Below are 16311 nucleotides of genomic sequence, written 5' to 3'. Positions count from 1 at the left end.
TTCGATCAGCTCATCGCCGATGGCCTCGATCTCGCCAGCCACGGCTTCGAGGAACGCCGCACGCGCGTCGAGGGTCGTTTCGCGATAGACACCGAACGCCGCCTCGGCGAGTTCGCAGGCGCGCGCCACCTCGGCTTCACTGCCGCCACGATAGGCGGGGTCGAGCGGCGCGCCGGTGGCAGGATTGACGGCGCGAATCTCGTCGCGGCTGCCGGTGACGGCCGTGCGGCCGATCAGGGATGTGCCTTGCAGTGTCATGGGAGCTCCTTGCGCGGGCATGCAACGAATCGCTAGTGATGGTATGTCGTGCTACCTGTCATACAAGCCTACCGTAGACGATGCCGTCGCGTCGATCCAGTGCGCCGCGGGCGCTGCATGGCAGTGTTCGGGGTCGGGTTGACGGACATCGCCGCCGAGTCGGCTGCTTTGCCGCTGAGGAGGCTCAGCGGTTCATGGCGTTTCCCCTCGCCACGCTGTTTCGTTGACCAGGCTGAGCGGACGCTTGCCTTCCAGCGCCAGGATGATGTTGTCCACCGCGCGCTGGGCCATGGCGTCGCGGGTTTCGTGAGTTGCCGAGCCCACGTGCGGTAGGGCCACCACGTTGACCATGTGCGGCAGCGGCGACTCCGGCGAGAGCGGCTCCTGTTCGAAGACGTCGAGCCCGGCGGCATGGATCTCGCCCGTTTCCAGCGCTGCGATCAGCGCCGCTTCGTCGACCACCTTGCCGCGGGCGATGTTGACGAAGATCGCCGAGGGCTTCATCAGCCCGAACTCGCGCCTGCCGATCAGATGCGTAGTCTCCGCCGTCAGTGGCACGGTGACGCAGACGAAGTCGGCCTGGGCCAGCAGCTCGTCCAGTTCGCAGCGCACGGCGCCCAGCTCCTGCTCCAGTGCGGGCTTGGGCGAGGAGCAGGCGTAGAGCACCCGCATGCCGAAGCCCAGGGCGCCGCGGCGGGCCACGCCGGCACCGATGCGGCCGAAGCCGACCATGCCCAGCGTCTTGCCGTGTACGTCGGTGCCGAAGTGGGGCTCGCCGATGCTGGCCGTCCAGTCGCCGCGCTTGACCAGATCGGCCAGCTCGATGGCGCGCCTGGCGGTCGCCATGATCAGCAGAAAACCGGTGTCGGCGGTGGTCTCGGTGAGCACGTCGGGCGTGTTGCACAGCAGAATGCCGCGCCGGGTCAGCGCCTCGACGGGGTAATTGTCGTAGCCCACCGAGATGGTGGCGATGGCCTCCAATTGCGGCGCCAGGTCGAGCAGCTCCGGCGTGATGACGAGGCTGGAGCCGACCAGCCCGTGCGCCTGACCCAGGGCCTGGCGAAAGTCGGGGTTGTCGGTACTCTTCAAGGCCTCGAAGTAATCGACGTGGAAACGTTGGCGAAGCTGATCGAGGTGGATCGGTTTGAGGCGGGTGTAGGCGACGATGCGTTTTGTCATTGTGTTCGCTCTGTCTTCGCTCTGTTTTCGCTCTGGGGGGGGCGGGCGGGGCAGACTCAGCCTAGTCAATGCGCCAGTACTGGGCAAATACGACGCCCACCCATCCATTTTGCGACATATGCGCTTGCCGTTACTGGCATACTTTCTGCGTCTGGACGATGTTAAGCATATCTGTGAGCGACAAATTGCTATACCTTTGCCAGACAGATTTGCCTGAAAGCGACACCCAGACCCTGACGAGTTGAATGCCGATACAACCTATAACGATTCACGGCATTGGAGTATGAAACATGTCCACGATGCCCCCGGCTTCGGCCTCCCCGGCTCACGCCCTGCGCAAGACACCCATGCCCCAAACGCTGGGTTTTCTGCTGCTGGAAAACTTTACCTTGTTCTCTCTGGCCTCGGCCATCGAGCCGCTGCGCATGGCCAATCAACTGGCCGGTCGCGAGCTGTATCGCTGGTTCACGCTGAGCGTGGACGGCGGGCCGATCTCGGCCAGCGATGGCCTGCGGGTAACGCCGGATGGCGCCATCACCATGCCGCTGGCGCTGGACATGATCATCGTCTGCGGCGGCGTGGGACCATCCCGTACCGTGCAGCGCGAGCACGTCGTCTGGCTGCAGTCCCAGGCGCGCCTGTCGCGCCGACTGGGCGGCATCTGCACAGGCAGCTGGGCACTGGCCAAGGCCGGGCTGTTGGACGGCTACGAGACCAGCGTGCACTGGGAGTGTCTGGCGGCGATGCGCGAGTCGTTCCCCCGGACGGTGCTGACCACCCGGCTGTTCACCATCGACCGTGACCGCGCCACCGCCTCCGGCGGTACCGCACCGCTCGACATGATGCTGACCCTGATCGAACGCGAACACGGGCGCGAACTTTCGGCGGGCATTTCCGAAATGTTCATCTGCGACCGCGTGCGCGGCGAGAACGACCATCAGCGCGTGCCGCTCAAGCACGTGCTGGGCACCACCCAGCCCAAGCTGCTGGAAATCGTGGCGCTGATGGAAGCCAACCTGGAGGAGCCCATCGAGCTCGCCGAGCTGGCCGACTACGTCGACGTCTCGCGCCGCCAGCTCGAGCGGCTGTTCCAGAAGTACCTGCACTGCTCGCCGTCGCGTTACTACCTCAAGCTGCGCCTCACCCGGGCCCGCCAACTGCTCAAGCAGACCTCGATGCCGATCATCGAGGTGGCCTCGGCCTGCGGCTTCGTCTCCACGCCCCACTTCTCCAAGTGCTATCGGGAATTCTTCGGCCTGCCGCCGCGTGAGGAGCGGCTGGGCATGAGCCCGCTGCGCCAGCCGCCGCTGCCTGAACCGCCGGCCGAGAGCCTGCTGCTGCAGCCGGTCAGCCTCGAGCCCGTGTCGGAGCAACCGATCTCGGCGGCGCTGGTGGCGCTCGACAATGCCCGCGGCGAGCCCACTTACGCCAGCGTGCGCCTGGACCACTGAGCCCGGCGGCTCGCGGCCAGGGCGCCGTGGGCCGTTTCCCCACTTCTCTTGTCGATTGCTTCCCTCTCCCGCCCGGCGCGGGAGAGGCATTTACGTGACCGGTTTCCGCCCTCTCAGCGGAAGGCGGCAGGAGAGGTGCATTGTGCTGTTCGTCGCAGTCGCGACAGGGGTGACGTTTTTGGAATTATCGCCGTCGCTTCCAGAAGTCGGGACTCACCATGCCAGCGCTATGCTGCCTTCAAGTCAATCCATCCGGAGCACGCCCTCATGACGCCCCAAGACCTGCACGACGATGCCATCGTCATCGACGGCCTGATCATCGCCAAGTGGAACCGCGAACTGTTCGAGGACATGCGTCGCGGCGGACTCACTGCCGCCAACTGCACCGTCTCGGTGTGGGAGGGCTTTCAGGCCACCGTCGACAACATCGTCAAATCGAACCAGCTGATGGCCGAGTGCAGCGACCTGGTGCGCCCGGTGCGCACCACCGCCGACATCACCCGGGCCAAGGAAGAGGGCAAGACCGGCATCATCTACGGTTTCCAGAACGCCCACGCCTTCGAGGATCAGATCGGCTACGTCGAGATCTTCAAGCAGCTCGGCGTCGGCATCGTACAGATGTGCTACAACACCCAGAACCTGGTGGGCACCGGCTGCTACGAGCGCGACGGCGGGCTCTCCGGCTTCGGTCGTGAGATCGTTGCCGAGATGAACCGCGTCGGCATCATGTGCGACCTCTCCCACGTCGGTTCGAAGACCTCCGAAGAGGTGATCCTCGAATCGAAGAAGCCGGTTTGCTACTCCCACTGCCTGCCGTCCGGGCTCAAGGAGCATCCGCGCAACAAGTCCGACGAGGAGCTGCGCTTCATCGCCGAGCACGGCGGCTTCGTCGGCGTGACCATGTTCACCCCCTTCCTGCGCGCCGGGATCGACGCCACCGTCGACGACTACGTCGAGGCCATCGAGTACGTGATGAATATCGTCGGCGAAGATGCCATCGGCATCGGCACCGACTTCACTCAGGGCCACGGCAAGGACTTCTTCGAGTGGCTGACCCACGACAAGGGCTACGCCCGTCGTCTGACCAGCTTCGGCAAGATCATCAATCCCGAGGGCATCCGCACCATCGGTGAGTTCCCCAACCTGACCGAGGCGCTGCTGCGCCGCGGCTTCAGTGAGACCCAGGTACGCAAGATCATGGGCGAAAACTGGGTACGTATCCTGAAGGACGTTTGGGGCGCCTGACGATAGCGGCTGAGGCGACTCCTCAGCGAGGAGCGCCGGGGGCAGGCCGAAGAGGAGGTCCGATTCCAGGGATGGAATCGGTAGCGTACAGGGAAGTATTCACAGCGCCTCCTCGCAGGCCTGCCGCCGGACCAGCTCCGAGCGGTGCTGCCAAAGACGATGCTCTTGCCCGCAATGCCATAACAAACAAGATTTGAGGAAACCAACCGTGACCAAGATGGCCCCTGAGCTTCCCATCGAGGTGGATAGCGAAACCGGCGTGTGGACCACCGACGCCCTGCCGATGCTTTACGTGCCGCGGCACTTCTTTATCAACAACCACACGGCCGTCGCCGAAGCGCTGGGTGTGGATAAGTATGCCGAGATTCTCTACCGCGCCGGCTACAAGAGCGCCTGGCACTGGTGCGAGAAGGAGGCCGAATTGCACGGCCTGGAAGGCGTCGACGTGTTCGAGCATTACATGCTGCGTCTCTCCCAGCGCGGCTGGGGCAAGTTCGTCACCGAGGCCATCGACCTCGATGCCGGTACCGCCCGCGTGCGCCTGGAGCACAGCGCCTTCGTTTATCAGCTCGGCAAGACGGGGCAGAAGGAGGAGTACATGTTCACCGGCTGGTTCGCCGGCGCCATGGACCAGATCCTCGCCGCCCGCGGCAGCGCCCTGCGCACCGTCGCCGAACAGACCCAGAGCGCCGCCGAGCCCGGCTGCGAGGTAGGCATCTTCACCGTTCAGCCGTTGGCCGACGCCCAGGGTTGAGGAGGTTTCCATGGCATTCGACGCGATCTTCGAGCCGATCCAGATCGGCAAGCTGACCATCCGCAATCGCGTGGTCAGCACCGCCCACGCCGAGGTGCATGCCACCGACGGCGGCATGACCACCGAGCGCTACGTCAAGTACTACGAGGAGAAGGCCAAGGGCGGCTGTGGCCTGTGCATCTGTGGCGGCTCCTCCGTCGTCTCCATCGACAGCCCCCAGGGCTGGTGGAGCTCGGTGAACCTGTCCACCGACCGTATCATCCCGTACTTCCAGAACCTCGCCGATGCCGTGCACAAGCACGGCGGCAAGATCATGATCCAGATCACCCACATGGGTCGGCGCTCGCGTTGGGACGGCTTCGACTGGCCGACCCTGGTGTCGCCCTCCGGCATTCGCGAGCCGGTGCACCGCTCCACCTGCAAGACCATCGAGGAGGAGGAGATCTGGCGCATCATCGGCGACTACGCCCAGGCCGCACGGCGGGCCAAGGAGGGCGGTCTTGACGGCGTCGAGCTCTCTGCGGTGCACCAGCACCTGATCGACCAGTTCTGGAGTCCGCGGGTCAACAAGCGTACCGACCAGTGGGGCGGCAGCTTCGAGAACCGCATGCGCTTCGGCATGGAGGTGCTCAAGGCGGTGCGTGCCGAGGTGGGCGACGACTTCGTCGTCGGCATGCGCATCTGCGGCGACGAGTTCCATCCGGACGGCCTGACCCATGAGGACATGAAGCAGATCGCCGTCTATTACGACGCCACCGGTCAGGTGGATTTCTTCGGCGTGATCGGCTCCGGCTGCGATACCCACAACACCCTGGCCAACGTCATTCCCAACATGTCCTTCCCGCCGGAGCCCTTCCTGCACTTGGCGGCGGGCATCAAGGAAGTGGTCAAGGTGCCGGTGATCCACGCCCAGAACATCAAGGATCCCAACCAGGCACAGCGTATCCTCGAAGGGGGCTACGTCGACCTGGTGGGCATGACCCGGGCGCACATCGCCGACCCGCACCTGATCGCCAAGATCAAGATGGGCCAGATCGACCAGATCAAGCAGTGCGTGGGCGCCAACTACTGCATCGACCGCCAGTATCAGGGCCTCGACGTGCTGTGCATCCAGAACGCCGCGACCTCGCGGGAGTACATGGGCCTGCCGCACATCATCGAGAAGACCGAGGGGCCGAAGCGCAAGGTGGTGGTAGTAGGCGGTGGCCCCGGCGGTATGGAAGCGGCTCGTGTCGCCGCCGAACGCGGCCACGACGTGACCCTGTTCGAAGCCGCGGATCAGCTCGGTGGCCAGATCACCATCGCCGCTCAGGCGCCGCAGCGTGACCAGATCGCCGGTATCACCCGCTGGTATCAGCTGGAGCTGGCACGCCTCAAGGTGGACCTGCGCCTCGGCACCCGCGCCGACGAGGCCACCATCGAGGACCTGCGCCCGGACGTCGTGGTATTGGCCACCGGCGGCCAGCCCTTCCTCAGCCAGTACCCGGAGTGGGGCTACTCGGAGAACCCCGAGGAGAGCCTGGTGGTCAGCACCTGGGACGTACTCTCCGGCAAGGTTGCGCCGGGCAAGAACGTGCTGATCTACGACTCCATCTGCGAGTTCTCCGGCGTTTCGGCGGCGGATTATCTGGCCGACAAGGGAGCCAAGGTCGAGATCGTCACCGACGACATCAAGCCCGGCGCGGCGGTGGGCGGCACCACCTTCCCGACCTACTACCGCAGTCTCTACGAGAAGGAGGTGATCATGACCTCCGACCTGATGCTGCACAAGGTCTACCGCGAGGGCGACGCCCTGGTGGCGGTGCTCGAGAACGAGTACACCGGTGCCATGGAGGAGCGGGTGGTCGATCAGGTGGTGGTGGAGAACGGCGTACGCCCGGACGAAGCGCTCTACTACGCGCTGAAGGAGCGCGCGCGCAACCGCGGCCAGGTTGATCTCGAGGCGCTTTACGCGGCCAAGGCGCAGCCCTCTTTGAGCGAGCAGGGCGAGGGGTACCTGCTGTTCCGCCTGGGCGACTGCACCGCGCCGCGCAATACGCATGCGGCGATTTACGACGCCCTGCGGCTGTGTAAAGACCTCTGAGTTGGCGAAAGCCACCAACGGTGAGGGGCGCCGGGGGCAGGCCGTCGCGAGGGTCATTTGCCATGGATGGCAAATGTAGCGCCCAGGGAAGGGTTCACAGCGCCCTCGCATAGGCCTGCCCCCGGCAAAGCCCCGGCACCAACGCTAACGCCAAAGCCAACGGCTTATGAGACGAGGTGAGCACCATGCTCGACACCCTCCTGCCGATACTGATTTTCTCCGCCCTGGCGCTGGCCGTGATCGGCGCCGTGCGGCGCATTCGCCTGTGGCGTCAGGGTCGACCCGCCCGGGTCGATCTGCTGCGCGGGCTCGCCGCCATGCCGCGGCGCTACCTGGTCGATCTGCACCACGTGGTGGCACGTGACAAGGTCATGTCCAACACTCACGTTGCCACCGCCGGCGGTTTCGTCGCGGCGGCCGTGTTGATGATCCTGGTACATGGCCTGGGGCTCGGCTCTTCAGAAAGAATGGGGCCAATCCTCGGCGGGCTGCTGCTGTTAGCCAGCGCCGCCATGTTCGTCGGCAGTTTGTTCGTCGCCAAACGGCGGCGCAACCCGCCGGCGCGGCTCTCCAAGGGGCCCTGGATGCGCCTGCCGAAGAGCCTGATGGCGTTCTCGGTGAGCGTGTTCCTGCTCACCCTGCCGACGCTGGGCATTCTGCCTGCCGGAACGGGCAGCGTGATCCTCGCCCTGGCGCTGGTCGCGGTGCTGGTGTGGGGCCTTGGCGAAATGTTCTTCGGCATGACCTGGGGCGGGCCGATGAAGCACGCCTTCGCCGGTGCCCTGCATCTGGCCTTCCATCGCCGCCCTGAGCGTTTTTCCACGAAGGGGGGCGAGGGCAACCGCTCCACCGGGCTCAAGGCGCTGAACCTGGACGACGCCAAGGCGCCGCTGGGCGTCGAGACGCCCAGCGACTTCACCTGGAACCAGCTGCTCGGCTTCGATGCCTGCGTGCAGTGCGGACGCTGCGAGGCGATGTGCCCGGCCTTCGCCGCCGGTCAGCCGCTCAACCCCAAGAAGCTGATCCAGGACATGGTCGTCGGCATGGCCGGCGGCAGCGATGCCCACTATGCCGGCTCGCCCTATCCGGGCAAGCCGGTGGGCGAGCATGCCGGCACTCCCCATGGCCCTATCGTTGCTCGTGAGGGGACCGCCCTTGTCGATGCCGAGACGCTGTGGTCGTGCACCACCTGTCGCGCCTGCGTCGAGGAGTGCCCGATGATGATCGAGCACGTCGATGCCATCGTCGACATGCGTCGCTTCCTGACCCTGGAACATGGCAATACCCCGGGCAAGGGCGCCGAGGTGCTCGACAACCTGATCGCCACCGACAACCCCGGCGGCTTCGATCCCGGCTCGCGCATGCACTGGGCGGCGGACCTCAACCTGCCCCTGATACGCGACCTGGGGCAGGTCGACGTGCTGCTGTGGCTGGGCGACGGGGTCTTCGACATGCGTAATCAGCGCACGCTCAGGGCGCTGGTGAAAGTGCTGCGTGCGGCCGGCGTCGATTTTGCCGTGCTCGGTAACGAGGAGCGCGACAGCGGCGACGTGGCGCGCCGCCTGGGCGACGAGGCGACCTTCCAGTCGCTGGCCAAGCGCAACATCGCAACGCTGTCGCAGTACCGCTTCCAGTGCATCGTCACCTGCGACCCGCACAGTTTCCATGTCCTCAAGAACGAGTACGGCGAGCTGGGCGGCCCTGATTTCAATGCAAACTGGGAGGTACGCCACCACAGTACCTACATCGCCGAGCTGTTCGAGGCGGGTCGGCTGCACTTCGCGCCCTGGAAGGGCGGCCGTGTCACCTATCACGACCCCTGCTACCTGGGCCGCTACAACGGCGAATACGAAGCCCCGCGCAACGTGCTCAAGGCGCTCGGCATCGAGGTCAAGGAGATGGAGCGCTCCGGGTTCCGCTCGCGCTGCTGCGGCGGTGGCGGCGGCGCGCCGATCACCGACATCCCCGGCAAGCAGCGGATTCCCGACATGCGCATGAACGACGTCAAGGAGACCGGCGCCGAGCTGGTGGCAGTAGGCTGCCCGCAGTGCACCGCCATGCTCGAGGGGGTGGTCGATGCCACCGCCGAGGTGCGCGACATCGCCGAGCTGGTGGCCGATGCCCTGGTGGAGCGCCACGCCGGCTCCGGTGGCGGCAGCGATAGTACCCGCGCCCCGCAGTCTGTCGCCGGTGCCCGCCCTGAGATGAAGGAGGTCACGTCATGAGCGAGATCGTTCGTCGCGATCCGCGCCGTGAGTGGATCGCCCGCAATCGCCTGCATCCCGATCACGAGCGGGTGCTGGCCGAGCTGGGCCAGAGTGCCGGGCCTGGCATGGCGGCGACGGAATGGATGGGCCCCAACGGCGTGATTCGCAAGAATCCCCATGCGGTCGGCTTCATCGGGCCCAACGGCATCAAGCGCATCGATCGCAGCGGTGTCCAGCAGGCTGCCGCAGCGGGACGTGGCGCCGGTGCCGGTCGCAAGGCCGCCGCCGACGAACGGCGGCAGATCACCATCGAGGCCCCGGACTTCCTGGTCGCGGTGGTACCGGACATGCCCGGCGGGCGTCTCTCCAGCCACGACCGCGACCTGCTGGGCCTGGCCCGGCAGCTGGCCGATGCCGATGGTGAGCGGCCGGGTGCTGTGGTGGCAGTGCTCTTCGGCCCTGCGGACCAGGCAGGTTTTGATGAAGCCGGCATCGATCGGCTGATCGTGCTGGATGGCGATGACATCGACGGCTACGCCCCTGAGGCACGCCTGGCGGCACTCACCGCCGTCGACGGCGAGTTTGCTCCGCGTCACTGGCTGCTGCCCGACTCCAAGCTGGGCGGCGCCGACCTGGGACGGCGCCTGGCGGCGCGCCTGGGCGAACGGCCAGCCGCCGGCATCTGGCAGGTCGAACGGGACGCTGCCTGCGCGCTGGGCTGGCGTTGTACCGGGCGCGGTGCTGCCGGTACCAGCGATATCCAGCGCGCTCTGCCGCGTGTGGTGCTGGCGCTGGCCGAATGCGCCGAGCCCGTTTCCGAGACCCGCCATGCGGTACAGCCGCTGGCCTTGTCGCAGCCGCTGCCGCCTCTGCTGGGGCGCATCGAGGATCTGGGGCAGGTGGCCGTCGACCCGGCCGGCGTGGCGCTCTCCGAGGCCGAGTTCATTCTCTCCGCCGGCAACGGCGTCAAGGACTGGGAGGGCTTCCACCAAGCCGCCAAGGTATTGGGCGCGACCGAAGGCGCCTCGCGGGTGGCGGTGGACGATGGCTTCATGCCGCGCCATCGCCAGGTGGGCGCCACCGGGACCTGGGTCACTGCGCGGGTCTACGTGGCGGTGGGCATCAGCGGTGCCATCCAGCACCTGCAGGGCATCCAGAGCTGCGACAAGGTAGTGGCCATCAACCTCGATCCGGGATGCGACATGATCAAGCGCGCCGACCTGGCGGTGATCGGCGACTCGGCAAAAATACTCGCGGCGCTGGTCGAGATGGTCCAACGGCAACGAGAGGAGAAGCGCGATGCGGCCTGAAGCGCAAAGAGAGGCGGTACTCGACGTGGCGGTGCTGGTCTCCGTGGGCCGCCATCCTGTGACCGGGCGCGCCCGGCGCGCCGATCAGGACGCCCGCGGCGTGGAGCTGGCCCTGTCTCTCGACAAGGCGCGTATCGCCCTGCTGCATGCCGGCGCGCTCGACGAGGAGAGCGAGAGTGCCATGCGCGGCTATCTGGGCATGGGCTTCCCCGCCTTGAGCCTGATCGAGCAGCTGCCCGGCGCCGACGTTATCCCCGCGCTGGTCGACAGCCTGAATGAATCACGGCCGCAACTGGTGATCGCCGGCGAGCGCGCCGAGCAGGGCGAAGGCTCCGGCATGCTGCCCTACCTGCTGGCCGAGCGTCTTGGTTGGCCGTTGGTCGGTGGCCTGGCCGCCGTGGAGAAGATCGAGAATGGCGTGGCCACCCTGCTCCAGGCTCTGCCCCGCGGCCAGCGTCGCCGGCTGCAGGTGCGGCTGCCGGCCATCGTCACCGTCGATGCCGCCGCCGCCGCGGCCCGCCAGAGTGCCTTCGGCCCGGCCCAGCGCGGTGAGATCGAGGCCGAGTCGGCAGCGGTCGAGTGGGACGAGGCTCAGCCGGAGTGGAACGTGACACCGGCTCGCAAGCGCCCCAAGCGGCTCAAGATCGTCAAGGCAGCCTCGGCTCGGGACCGTTTCAAGGCCGCCGCGGCCAAGGCCGAAGGCGGCAGTGGTCAGGTGTTGACCGACGTGACCCCGGAGCAGGGCGCCGAGGCGATCTTCAAGCTGCTCAAGGATGAGGGCGTTCTGCGCTAGCGTTCGATAATGCACCCACGTAAAGCACCAACCCCACGACGACCCCGGCCTTGGCCGGGGTCGTTGCGTTTGGGGCGCCGGTATTTTCGCGATGCTGGCAACACACACGATGAGCGGCACGCACGATGACATTGCTCCGGCGCTAGTTGCTTGCACCTGCTTGCGACACCGACCAACGGATTGGTCTCTTGGTGCTGCCTGCTGCCTGCTGCCTGCTGCCTGCTGCCTGCTGCCTGCTGCCTGCTGCCTACTGCCTGCTGCCTGCTGCCTGCTGCCTACTGAGTGCTTGGCTTGTGGCCTTCCCCAACGAGAAGACCCCGGCCAAGGCCGGGGTCGCATGGTTGCTTCTTGCGTGAGGTAGGTGGTGTATCAGGCCGGTTTGGCGACCGCCAATCCGCGCTGCTCTTCCCGCAGCCCCTTGACCAGGCAGTAGGCCATGCCCAGCAGCACCAGGGTGAAGGGCAGGCCGGTGGCCACGGCACCGGACTGCAGCGCACCCAGCACGGTGCTGCTGCCTGGGTGCCTTGCCGGAGTCGCCTTTGCTCACCGAAGTCGATCAGGGCAATTCAATTACGCCTTGACCTCAAAACGCAGATAATCCGCGAGCCGTTTCGACTCGTTGATTTCGTCATGGGGTACCAGCAAGTACTTCCAAGGCTTGGTGCCGATACTCGAAGCGTGATTGGAAGCATGCTCGCACCAGCGCATGGCGGCAGCGGCCTTGGCCTGAACTTCCTGGGTATTGACGTCGGCGCGTGCCTTGGTCTCCACCATGAGGATGGTCGTGTTCGTCTCAGCCACGAAGTCGGGGATGTATTCCGGCTGCTCGGTGCCGAGCTTGTAGTAGATCTGGAATTGTCCCTTCGCGGGCTTGAACCACTTCGTCGCGTCGCGCTCCAGGATGATGGCGAAGCGCCGCTCGGTGTCCGAATCGAACTTCTGCAGCGGATACAAGCAGCGCGCGAATCCGCCGAACAGCATCTGCTTGATGCGACTGGTTTCGGCCACGGTTTCCCGGAAGTGGTGGGCCGTCTGGCCTGCCGTGGCGGTGTAGTTGCACGGCTTGAGTTCGGTAAAGCCGCGACTGACCTGCACCTCGTACGCGGTCGCCTCTTCCCAGAAGTGGGCCATCATCTGCGCGTGGATCTCCCGTGCGATCAAACGGCGGTCACGGTCGAGGACGCTAATGGCCTCGTCCTCGGACAGATAGCTGCGCAAGTGCTGCACCATCTGTCCTGCAAGGTCGTAGAGGAGGTCGGCGTGGGTGAAGTAGTCGATGTCGTCGAAATCCACGAGGGCGTGGACGATGTAGTCCTCCGGGCGCTGCTCCTTTAGTCCAACTTCGGCGGCCAGAGTGTCCTGCGCGTTGGTGCGCAGGTTATGGATGACGATCTCGCGCTCACCCGGCTGGAGATGGAGCTGGCTCACATCTAGCTTGAAGGCGTGGAAGCCCGTCGTGACCTCGCCAGTCGGCACCACAGCGATGCGCGGGATGTCGATGGTCTGCTGCACCACGATTTCGGTGGTCTTCGCCACCACGGCAGACAAATCAAGTGCGGGGACTGACTCATCTACGCCCGCCAGCAATTCGCCTTGCAGCGGCTTCAGCCGTTCTGCCACTTCTGCGAGAATTTCCTTCTGCACTTCTGGTTTCAGCAGCGCGCTGCTGGTGGGCACTAGGTCGCGCTTGACCTCGTACTTGCCGATGACGTCCATAACCACACGTGCGGCTTGCTTTTCCCCCACCGTGGTGAATACCGGTTTGGGCACGGAGACTTCCGCCCCACTGTCAGTGACTGAAGCCCCCGTGACTACGATTGGTGCTTCCGTCAAACCGAGACGAGCTGCCGCCCCGGACTCGACCTGCACGCTTACCTTCTTGTCGTCGGCGCTCGGCGCATCGAGGATGACCTGCTTCAGACGAATCGGTGAGTCGCCGCGGTTGGCCTCGTCGATGATCTCCTGGAACTTGTCGTGTGCGACAATGTTCAAGCGATCCACCGACGCGACGCCCGTGCGTTTGCCGTAGGGTAGTCGCAGGCCACGCCCGATGGATTGCTCGATCAAGGTGCGGGCATTGGCGGCGCGCAGCGGTACAATGGTGTAGAGGTTGGTTACGTCCCAGCCTTCTTTCAGCATGTTGACGTGAATCACGATCTCGGTCGGTTCATCCACGCTTTCCACGGCCAATAGGCGCGTGACCATCTCCTCTTCCTTCGCACCGGTACGACTGGAATCGACCTGAATCACCTTGCCCTGGTAGCGCCCCTCGTAGAAGGCTTCCGACTCCAGAAGCGCCAAGAGTTGCGCCGCGTGTGTGGTATCGCGGGCGATAACGAGCATGAAGGGCTTGACTGGCTTGACGTCATTCTCGCGAGCGTAGGTGAGCAGCTCGACCTTGGTGGCCTCGTGCAGGCGCACGCCGTCTTCCAGCTTCGTCTTCTCGACCTCCTCGGGCGAGAGCGCCTTGGCGTCGAAGTTGCGCTGGGTGACCACGGCAGGCTCCTTGACGAAGCCATCCTCCATCGCTCGCGCCAGCGGGTAGTCCATCACCACGTTCTTGAACGGCACCGGCCCACGGCTGGACTCGACGAACGGCGTCGCTGTCACTTCCAGACCGAATAGCGGCTTGAGCTCGTTGATAGAGCGCACACCAGCGCTGGCCCGGTAACGGTGCGATTCGTCCATCAGCAGCACGAGGTCAGGTAGGTTCGCCAGGTGGTTGAAGTAGCTGTCTCCTAGCACTTCCTTCATTCGCTTAATGCGCGGCTCCTTGCCGCCGCGTACCTCAGAGTTGATCTTGGAGATGTTGAAGATGTTAATGCGCACGTCGTGAGCTAAGCCTAACGGCTGGTCATCCACCGCTGCGCCGGTTTGGTCGTAGTTGTCGCCGGTAATGATCAGAGGAGGTTGCTGCGCGAATTCGGCGATCCCCTTGAACACGTACTTAGGCGTGTTGCGCGTGAAGTCCGTGATGAGCTTGTTGTAGATCGTCAGGTTGGGCGCGAGCACGAAGAAGTTGTTGATGCCGTGCGCCAGATGCAAGTAGGCGATGAAGGCTCCCATCAGGCGTGTCTTGCCCACGCCGGTGGCCAGCGCGAAGCACAGCGATGGGAACTCGCGCTCGAAGTCCTCTAGCGTGCTGAATTCGGCCTTTAGTGTGGAGAGAATTGCTGAAACATCACGCTCGTGGCCCAAGAGTTCGGGCGCGGCATCGAGAGCGCGAACCAGATTGATGAGCGATTCCGCCTGGGGCGGACGAAGAGACAGACGACCGGTGACGGCGTGCAGGACACGGGCGTTCATTATTCGTTCTCCCCAAACAGGCCGCCCTGTCCCGCGTTGTCGAGGGCCGCTTTTCTGCTCTTAGTGTTCTTGACGCTATTGCTAGGGGCCGCAGGCTCGGCCTTCTCAATCTCTGCCATAGGCAGGTTGGTCACATTCAGGCTGTAGTCATCACGGCCCCAATGGCAGCGGGCCAGCACCATCTTCGGAATCTTCTTTAACGTCAGGTTTGGCCAGCGCTCTGCCGCACTGGACGCCGTGACTCCGTGGAAAGCGGTGCAGCACACCAGCAGGCTCCGCTCCTGGCCGACTTCATCAGCCAGGACTTGTAGCTGCTCAGCGGACAAGTTCTGCGTGGTGACATAGATGAAATCGCGCTCGCTGGAATGGCCATGCTGCCACCAGTGCGTTTCAGACGGTGCATAGGTGAAGCCCTCCAGTTTGGTCAATGCCTCGGCCAGCATCGCCGCGTTAAATTCCGGATTGATAACGGGGTTGCCCCAGCGGTCGTTAACGATCAGGCTAGGGGCAAGGCGGTAATAGCGGAAGCCGCCACCGCCTTCCCAGGCGACGCTTTCCGAGATGCCGCCCCTGTCCTCACCATCAATCACTTTCTTCAGGCGCGGGATGATGTGGGTGTGGCAGTGCTCGCCCAGCTCGACCATGATCCAGCGGCGGCCCATCTTGTGAGCGACGGCGCCGGTGGTGCCGGAGCCAGCGAAGGAGTCCAGAACGAGGTCTCCCGGATTTGTAGCAAGGGTGATGATTCGATGAGTGAGCCGCTCTGGTTTGGGCGTCTTAAATGGGTCACTCGGATTCAATGCTTGTTGCTCTCTATTGGCATCTTGGTTATGTCCCACTTCTTCATGAAGCCACACCGTAGTTGCTACTCGTCCTAGGCTTCTTAGCTGGGATAGAAATTTCTTGAAACGTGGAGTGCTGTTTGTTCCATCTTTTCCCCAATAGATCAAGTTTTCGGCAACATGCCGCTTGTGTGTCGCTTGGTCAAACGCCCACACTCGAGTTTTCTTTGGCCAAATTTCTTCGCCCGTATTCGGATTTGTGATTGCATAAAAAAGATTCGGGCGCTCGTCTACGCTCTTCGCACAAGTATAGTTGTCCGACATCCAAGGTCCTCTTGGGTCGTTATCTGGATTCTTATACAAAGAATTTTGCTCAGCAGTGCGAGGAAGCTTGTTTGGCCTCCAAACTTGCTTGCTTTTTGCGTAAATCAAAATGTGGTCATGACTGTCACTTAGCCATAGTGCATCATTCGCAGGGGCGTACTTCTTCTGCCAGACTGCGTTTGAGACGAAGTTGGCTCGACCGAAAATTTCATCACACATGACTTTCAGGTAATGCGCTTCGTTATCGTCAATGGTAATCCACAGCGAGCCGTCCTCCGACAGCAGTCGCCGGATGATCTCAAGGCGGTCACGCATCAGGCCCAGCCAAATGGAGTGCTCCAACCCGTCGTCATAGTGCTTAAACGCGCTGCCGGTGTTATATGGAGGGTCGATAAAAACGCATTTCACCCTGCCAGAGAACTCCTGCTCCAGCGTCTTGAGTGCCAGCAGGTTGTCGCCAAAAATCAGTCGGTTGTCGAAGATATCGTTGTCTGACACACGATGCTTGGCGTGATACGACTTCTCCGGATCTTGCAGCAGGATGCGCGGCTCCAGCTTGGGCCGCTTCTCCTTCCCAATCCAGGTGAGTTCTAGCTTTTGCTTGCTCATTGTCGTGTCA

The 16311-nt window shown here is 64.0% G+C and carries 12 protein-coding genes; 7 read left to right on the top strand and 5 right to left on the bottom strand.

Annotation, left to right across the window (positions count from 1 at the left end; all coding sequences use genetic code 11):
* Positions 1 to 258 (bottom strand): aldehyde dehydrogenase family protein (locus tag B8115_RS00990; protein WP_010625864.1); only part of this gene is annotated, 258 nt, incomplete at its 3' end.
* A gap of 192 nt (positions 259 to 450) precedes the next feature.
* Complete coding sequence (locus B8115_RS00985) at positions 451 to 1437, bottom strand: D-glycerate dehydrogenase (protein WP_010625863.1); 987 nt, start codon at positions 1435 to 1437, stop codon at positions 451 to 453.
* 290 nt (positions 1438 to 1727) lie between these two features.
* Between B8115_RS00985 and B8115_RS00980 the strand changes: the two genes are divergently transcribed.
* From B8115_RS00980 to B8115_RS00950, 7 genes are all read left to right on the top strand, one after another.
* On the top strand, positions 1728 to 2888 hold the full coding sequence (locus B8115_RS00980) for a GlxA family transcriptional regulator (RefSeq protein ID WP_010625862.1): 1161 nt from the start codon (positions 1728 to 1730) through the stop codon (positions 2886 to 2888).
* A gap of 267 nt (positions 2889 to 3155) precedes the next feature.
* The gene (locus B8115_RS00975; protein ID WP_010625861.1) at positions 3156 to 4133 is read left to right on the top strand and encodes a dipeptidase; all 978 of its coding nucleotides are present in this window, start codon (positions 3156 to 3158) and stop codon (positions 4131 to 4133) included.
* A gap of 208 nt (positions 4134 to 4341) precedes the next feature.
* Positions 4342 to 4887, top strand: coding sequence for a DUF5943 domain-containing protein (locus tag B8115_RS00970; protein ID WP_010625860.1), 546 nt, complete (start codon positions 4342 to 4344; stop codon positions 4885 to 4887).
* A 10-nt stretch (positions 4888 to 4897) separates the two neighbouring features.
* A complete protein-coding gene (dgcA, locus tag B8115_RS00965; protein ID WP_010625859.1) occupies positions 4898 to 6970 on the top strand; it encodes a dimethylglycine demethylation protein DgcA in 2073 nt (690 codons plus the stop codon).
* Positions 6971 to 7155: 185 nt separating this feature from the next.
* Positions 7156 to 9195, top strand: coding sequence for a (Fe-S)-binding protein (locus B8115_RS00960; RefSeq protein ID WP_010625858.1), 2040 nt, complete (start codon positions 7156 to 7158; stop codon positions 9193 to 9195).
* A complete protein-coding gene (locus tag B8115_RS00955) occupies positions 9192 to 10487 on the top strand; it encodes an electron transfer flavoprotein subunit alpha/FixB family protein (protein WP_010625857.1) in 1296 nt (431 codons plus the stop codon). The genes B8115_RS00960 and B8115_RS00955 overlap by 4 nt, the downstream gene beginning before the upstream one ends.
* Entirely contained in the window at positions 10477 to 11280 is an 804-nt protein-coding gene (locus B8115_RS00950; protein ID WP_010625856.1) for an electron transfer flavoprotein subunit beta, read from the top strand. Before B8115_RS00955 ends, B8115_RS00950 begins: the two co-directional genes overlap by 11 nt.
* 369 nt (positions 11281 to 11649) lie before the next feature.
* Here B8115_RS00950 and B8115_RS23730 read toward each other — a convergent pair whose 3' ends face one another.
* The 3 genes from B8115_RS23730 to B8115_RS00935 form a co-directional block, all read right to left on the bottom strand.
* Positions 11650 to 11784, bottom strand: coding sequence for a BCCT family transporter (locus B8115_RS23730; protein ID WP_010625855.1), 135 nt, complete (start codon positions 11782 to 11784; stop codon positions 11650 to 11652).
* Positions 11785 to 11850: 66 nt separating this feature from the next.
* On the bottom strand, positions 11851 to 14586 hold the full coding sequence (locus B8115_RS00940) for a DEAD/DEAH box helicase (RefSeq protein ID WP_010625854.1): 2736 nt from the start codon (positions 14584 to 14586) through the stop codon (positions 11851 to 11853).
* Positions 14586 to 16301 (bottom strand): site-specific DNA-methyltransferase, encoded by a 1716-nt coding sequence (locus B8115_RS00935; protein WP_010625853.1) that lies wholly within the window; start codon positions 16299 to 16301, stop codon positions 14586 to 14588. The genes B8115_RS00940 and B8115_RS00935 overlap by 1 nt, the downstream gene beginning before the upstream one ends.
* Positions 16302 to 16311: the final 10 nt, after the last annotated feature.

It is taken from the genome of Halomonas sp. KM-1 (genome assembly GCF_000246875.1).
In the GTDB taxonomy this organism is placed as follows: Bacteria; Pseudomonadota; Gammaproteobacteria; order Pseudomonadales; family Halomonadaceae; genus Halomonas; species Halomonas aerodenitrificans.
Note: the sequence above shows the minus strand (reverse complement) of the source record. Positions and strands in the feature narration are given on the sequence as shown.

Coding starts and splice junctions, on each gene's coding strand:
- B8115_RS00960 (WP_010625858.1), top strand. CDS start 7,156: ATGCTCGACACCCTCCTGCCGATACTGATTTTCTCCGCCCTGGCGCTG.
- B8115_RS00955 (WP_010625857.1), top strand. CDS start 9,192: ATGAGCGAGATCGTTCGTCGCGATCCGCGCCGTGAGTGGATCGCCCGC.
- B8115_RS00980 (WP_010625862.1), top strand. CDS start 1,728: ATGTCCACGATGCCCCCGGCTTCGGCCTCCCCGGCTCACGCCCTGCGC.
- B8115_RS00940 (WP_010625854.1), bottom strand. CDS start 14,586: ATGAACGCCCGTGTCCTGCACGCCGTCACCGGTCGTCTGTCTCTTCGT.
- B8115_RS00985 (WP_010625863.1), bottom strand. CDS start 1,437: ATGACAAAACGCATCGTCGCCTACACCCGCCTCAAACCGATCCACCTC.
- B8115_RS00975 (WP_010625861.1), top strand. CDS start 3,156: ATGACGCCCCAAGACCTGCACGACGATGCCATCGTCATCGACGGCCTG.
- B8115_RS00935 (WP_010625853.1), bottom strand. CDS start 16,301: ATGAGCAAGCAAAAGCTAGAACTCACCTGGATTGGGAAGGAGAAGCGG.
- dgcA (WP_010625859.1), top strand. CDS start 4,898: ATGGCATTCGACGCGATCTTCGAGCCGATCCAGATCGGCAAGCTGACC.
- B8115_RS00950 (WP_010625856.1), top strand. CDS start 10,477: ATGCGGCCTGAAGCGCAAAGAGAGGCGGTACTCGACGTGGCGGTGCTG.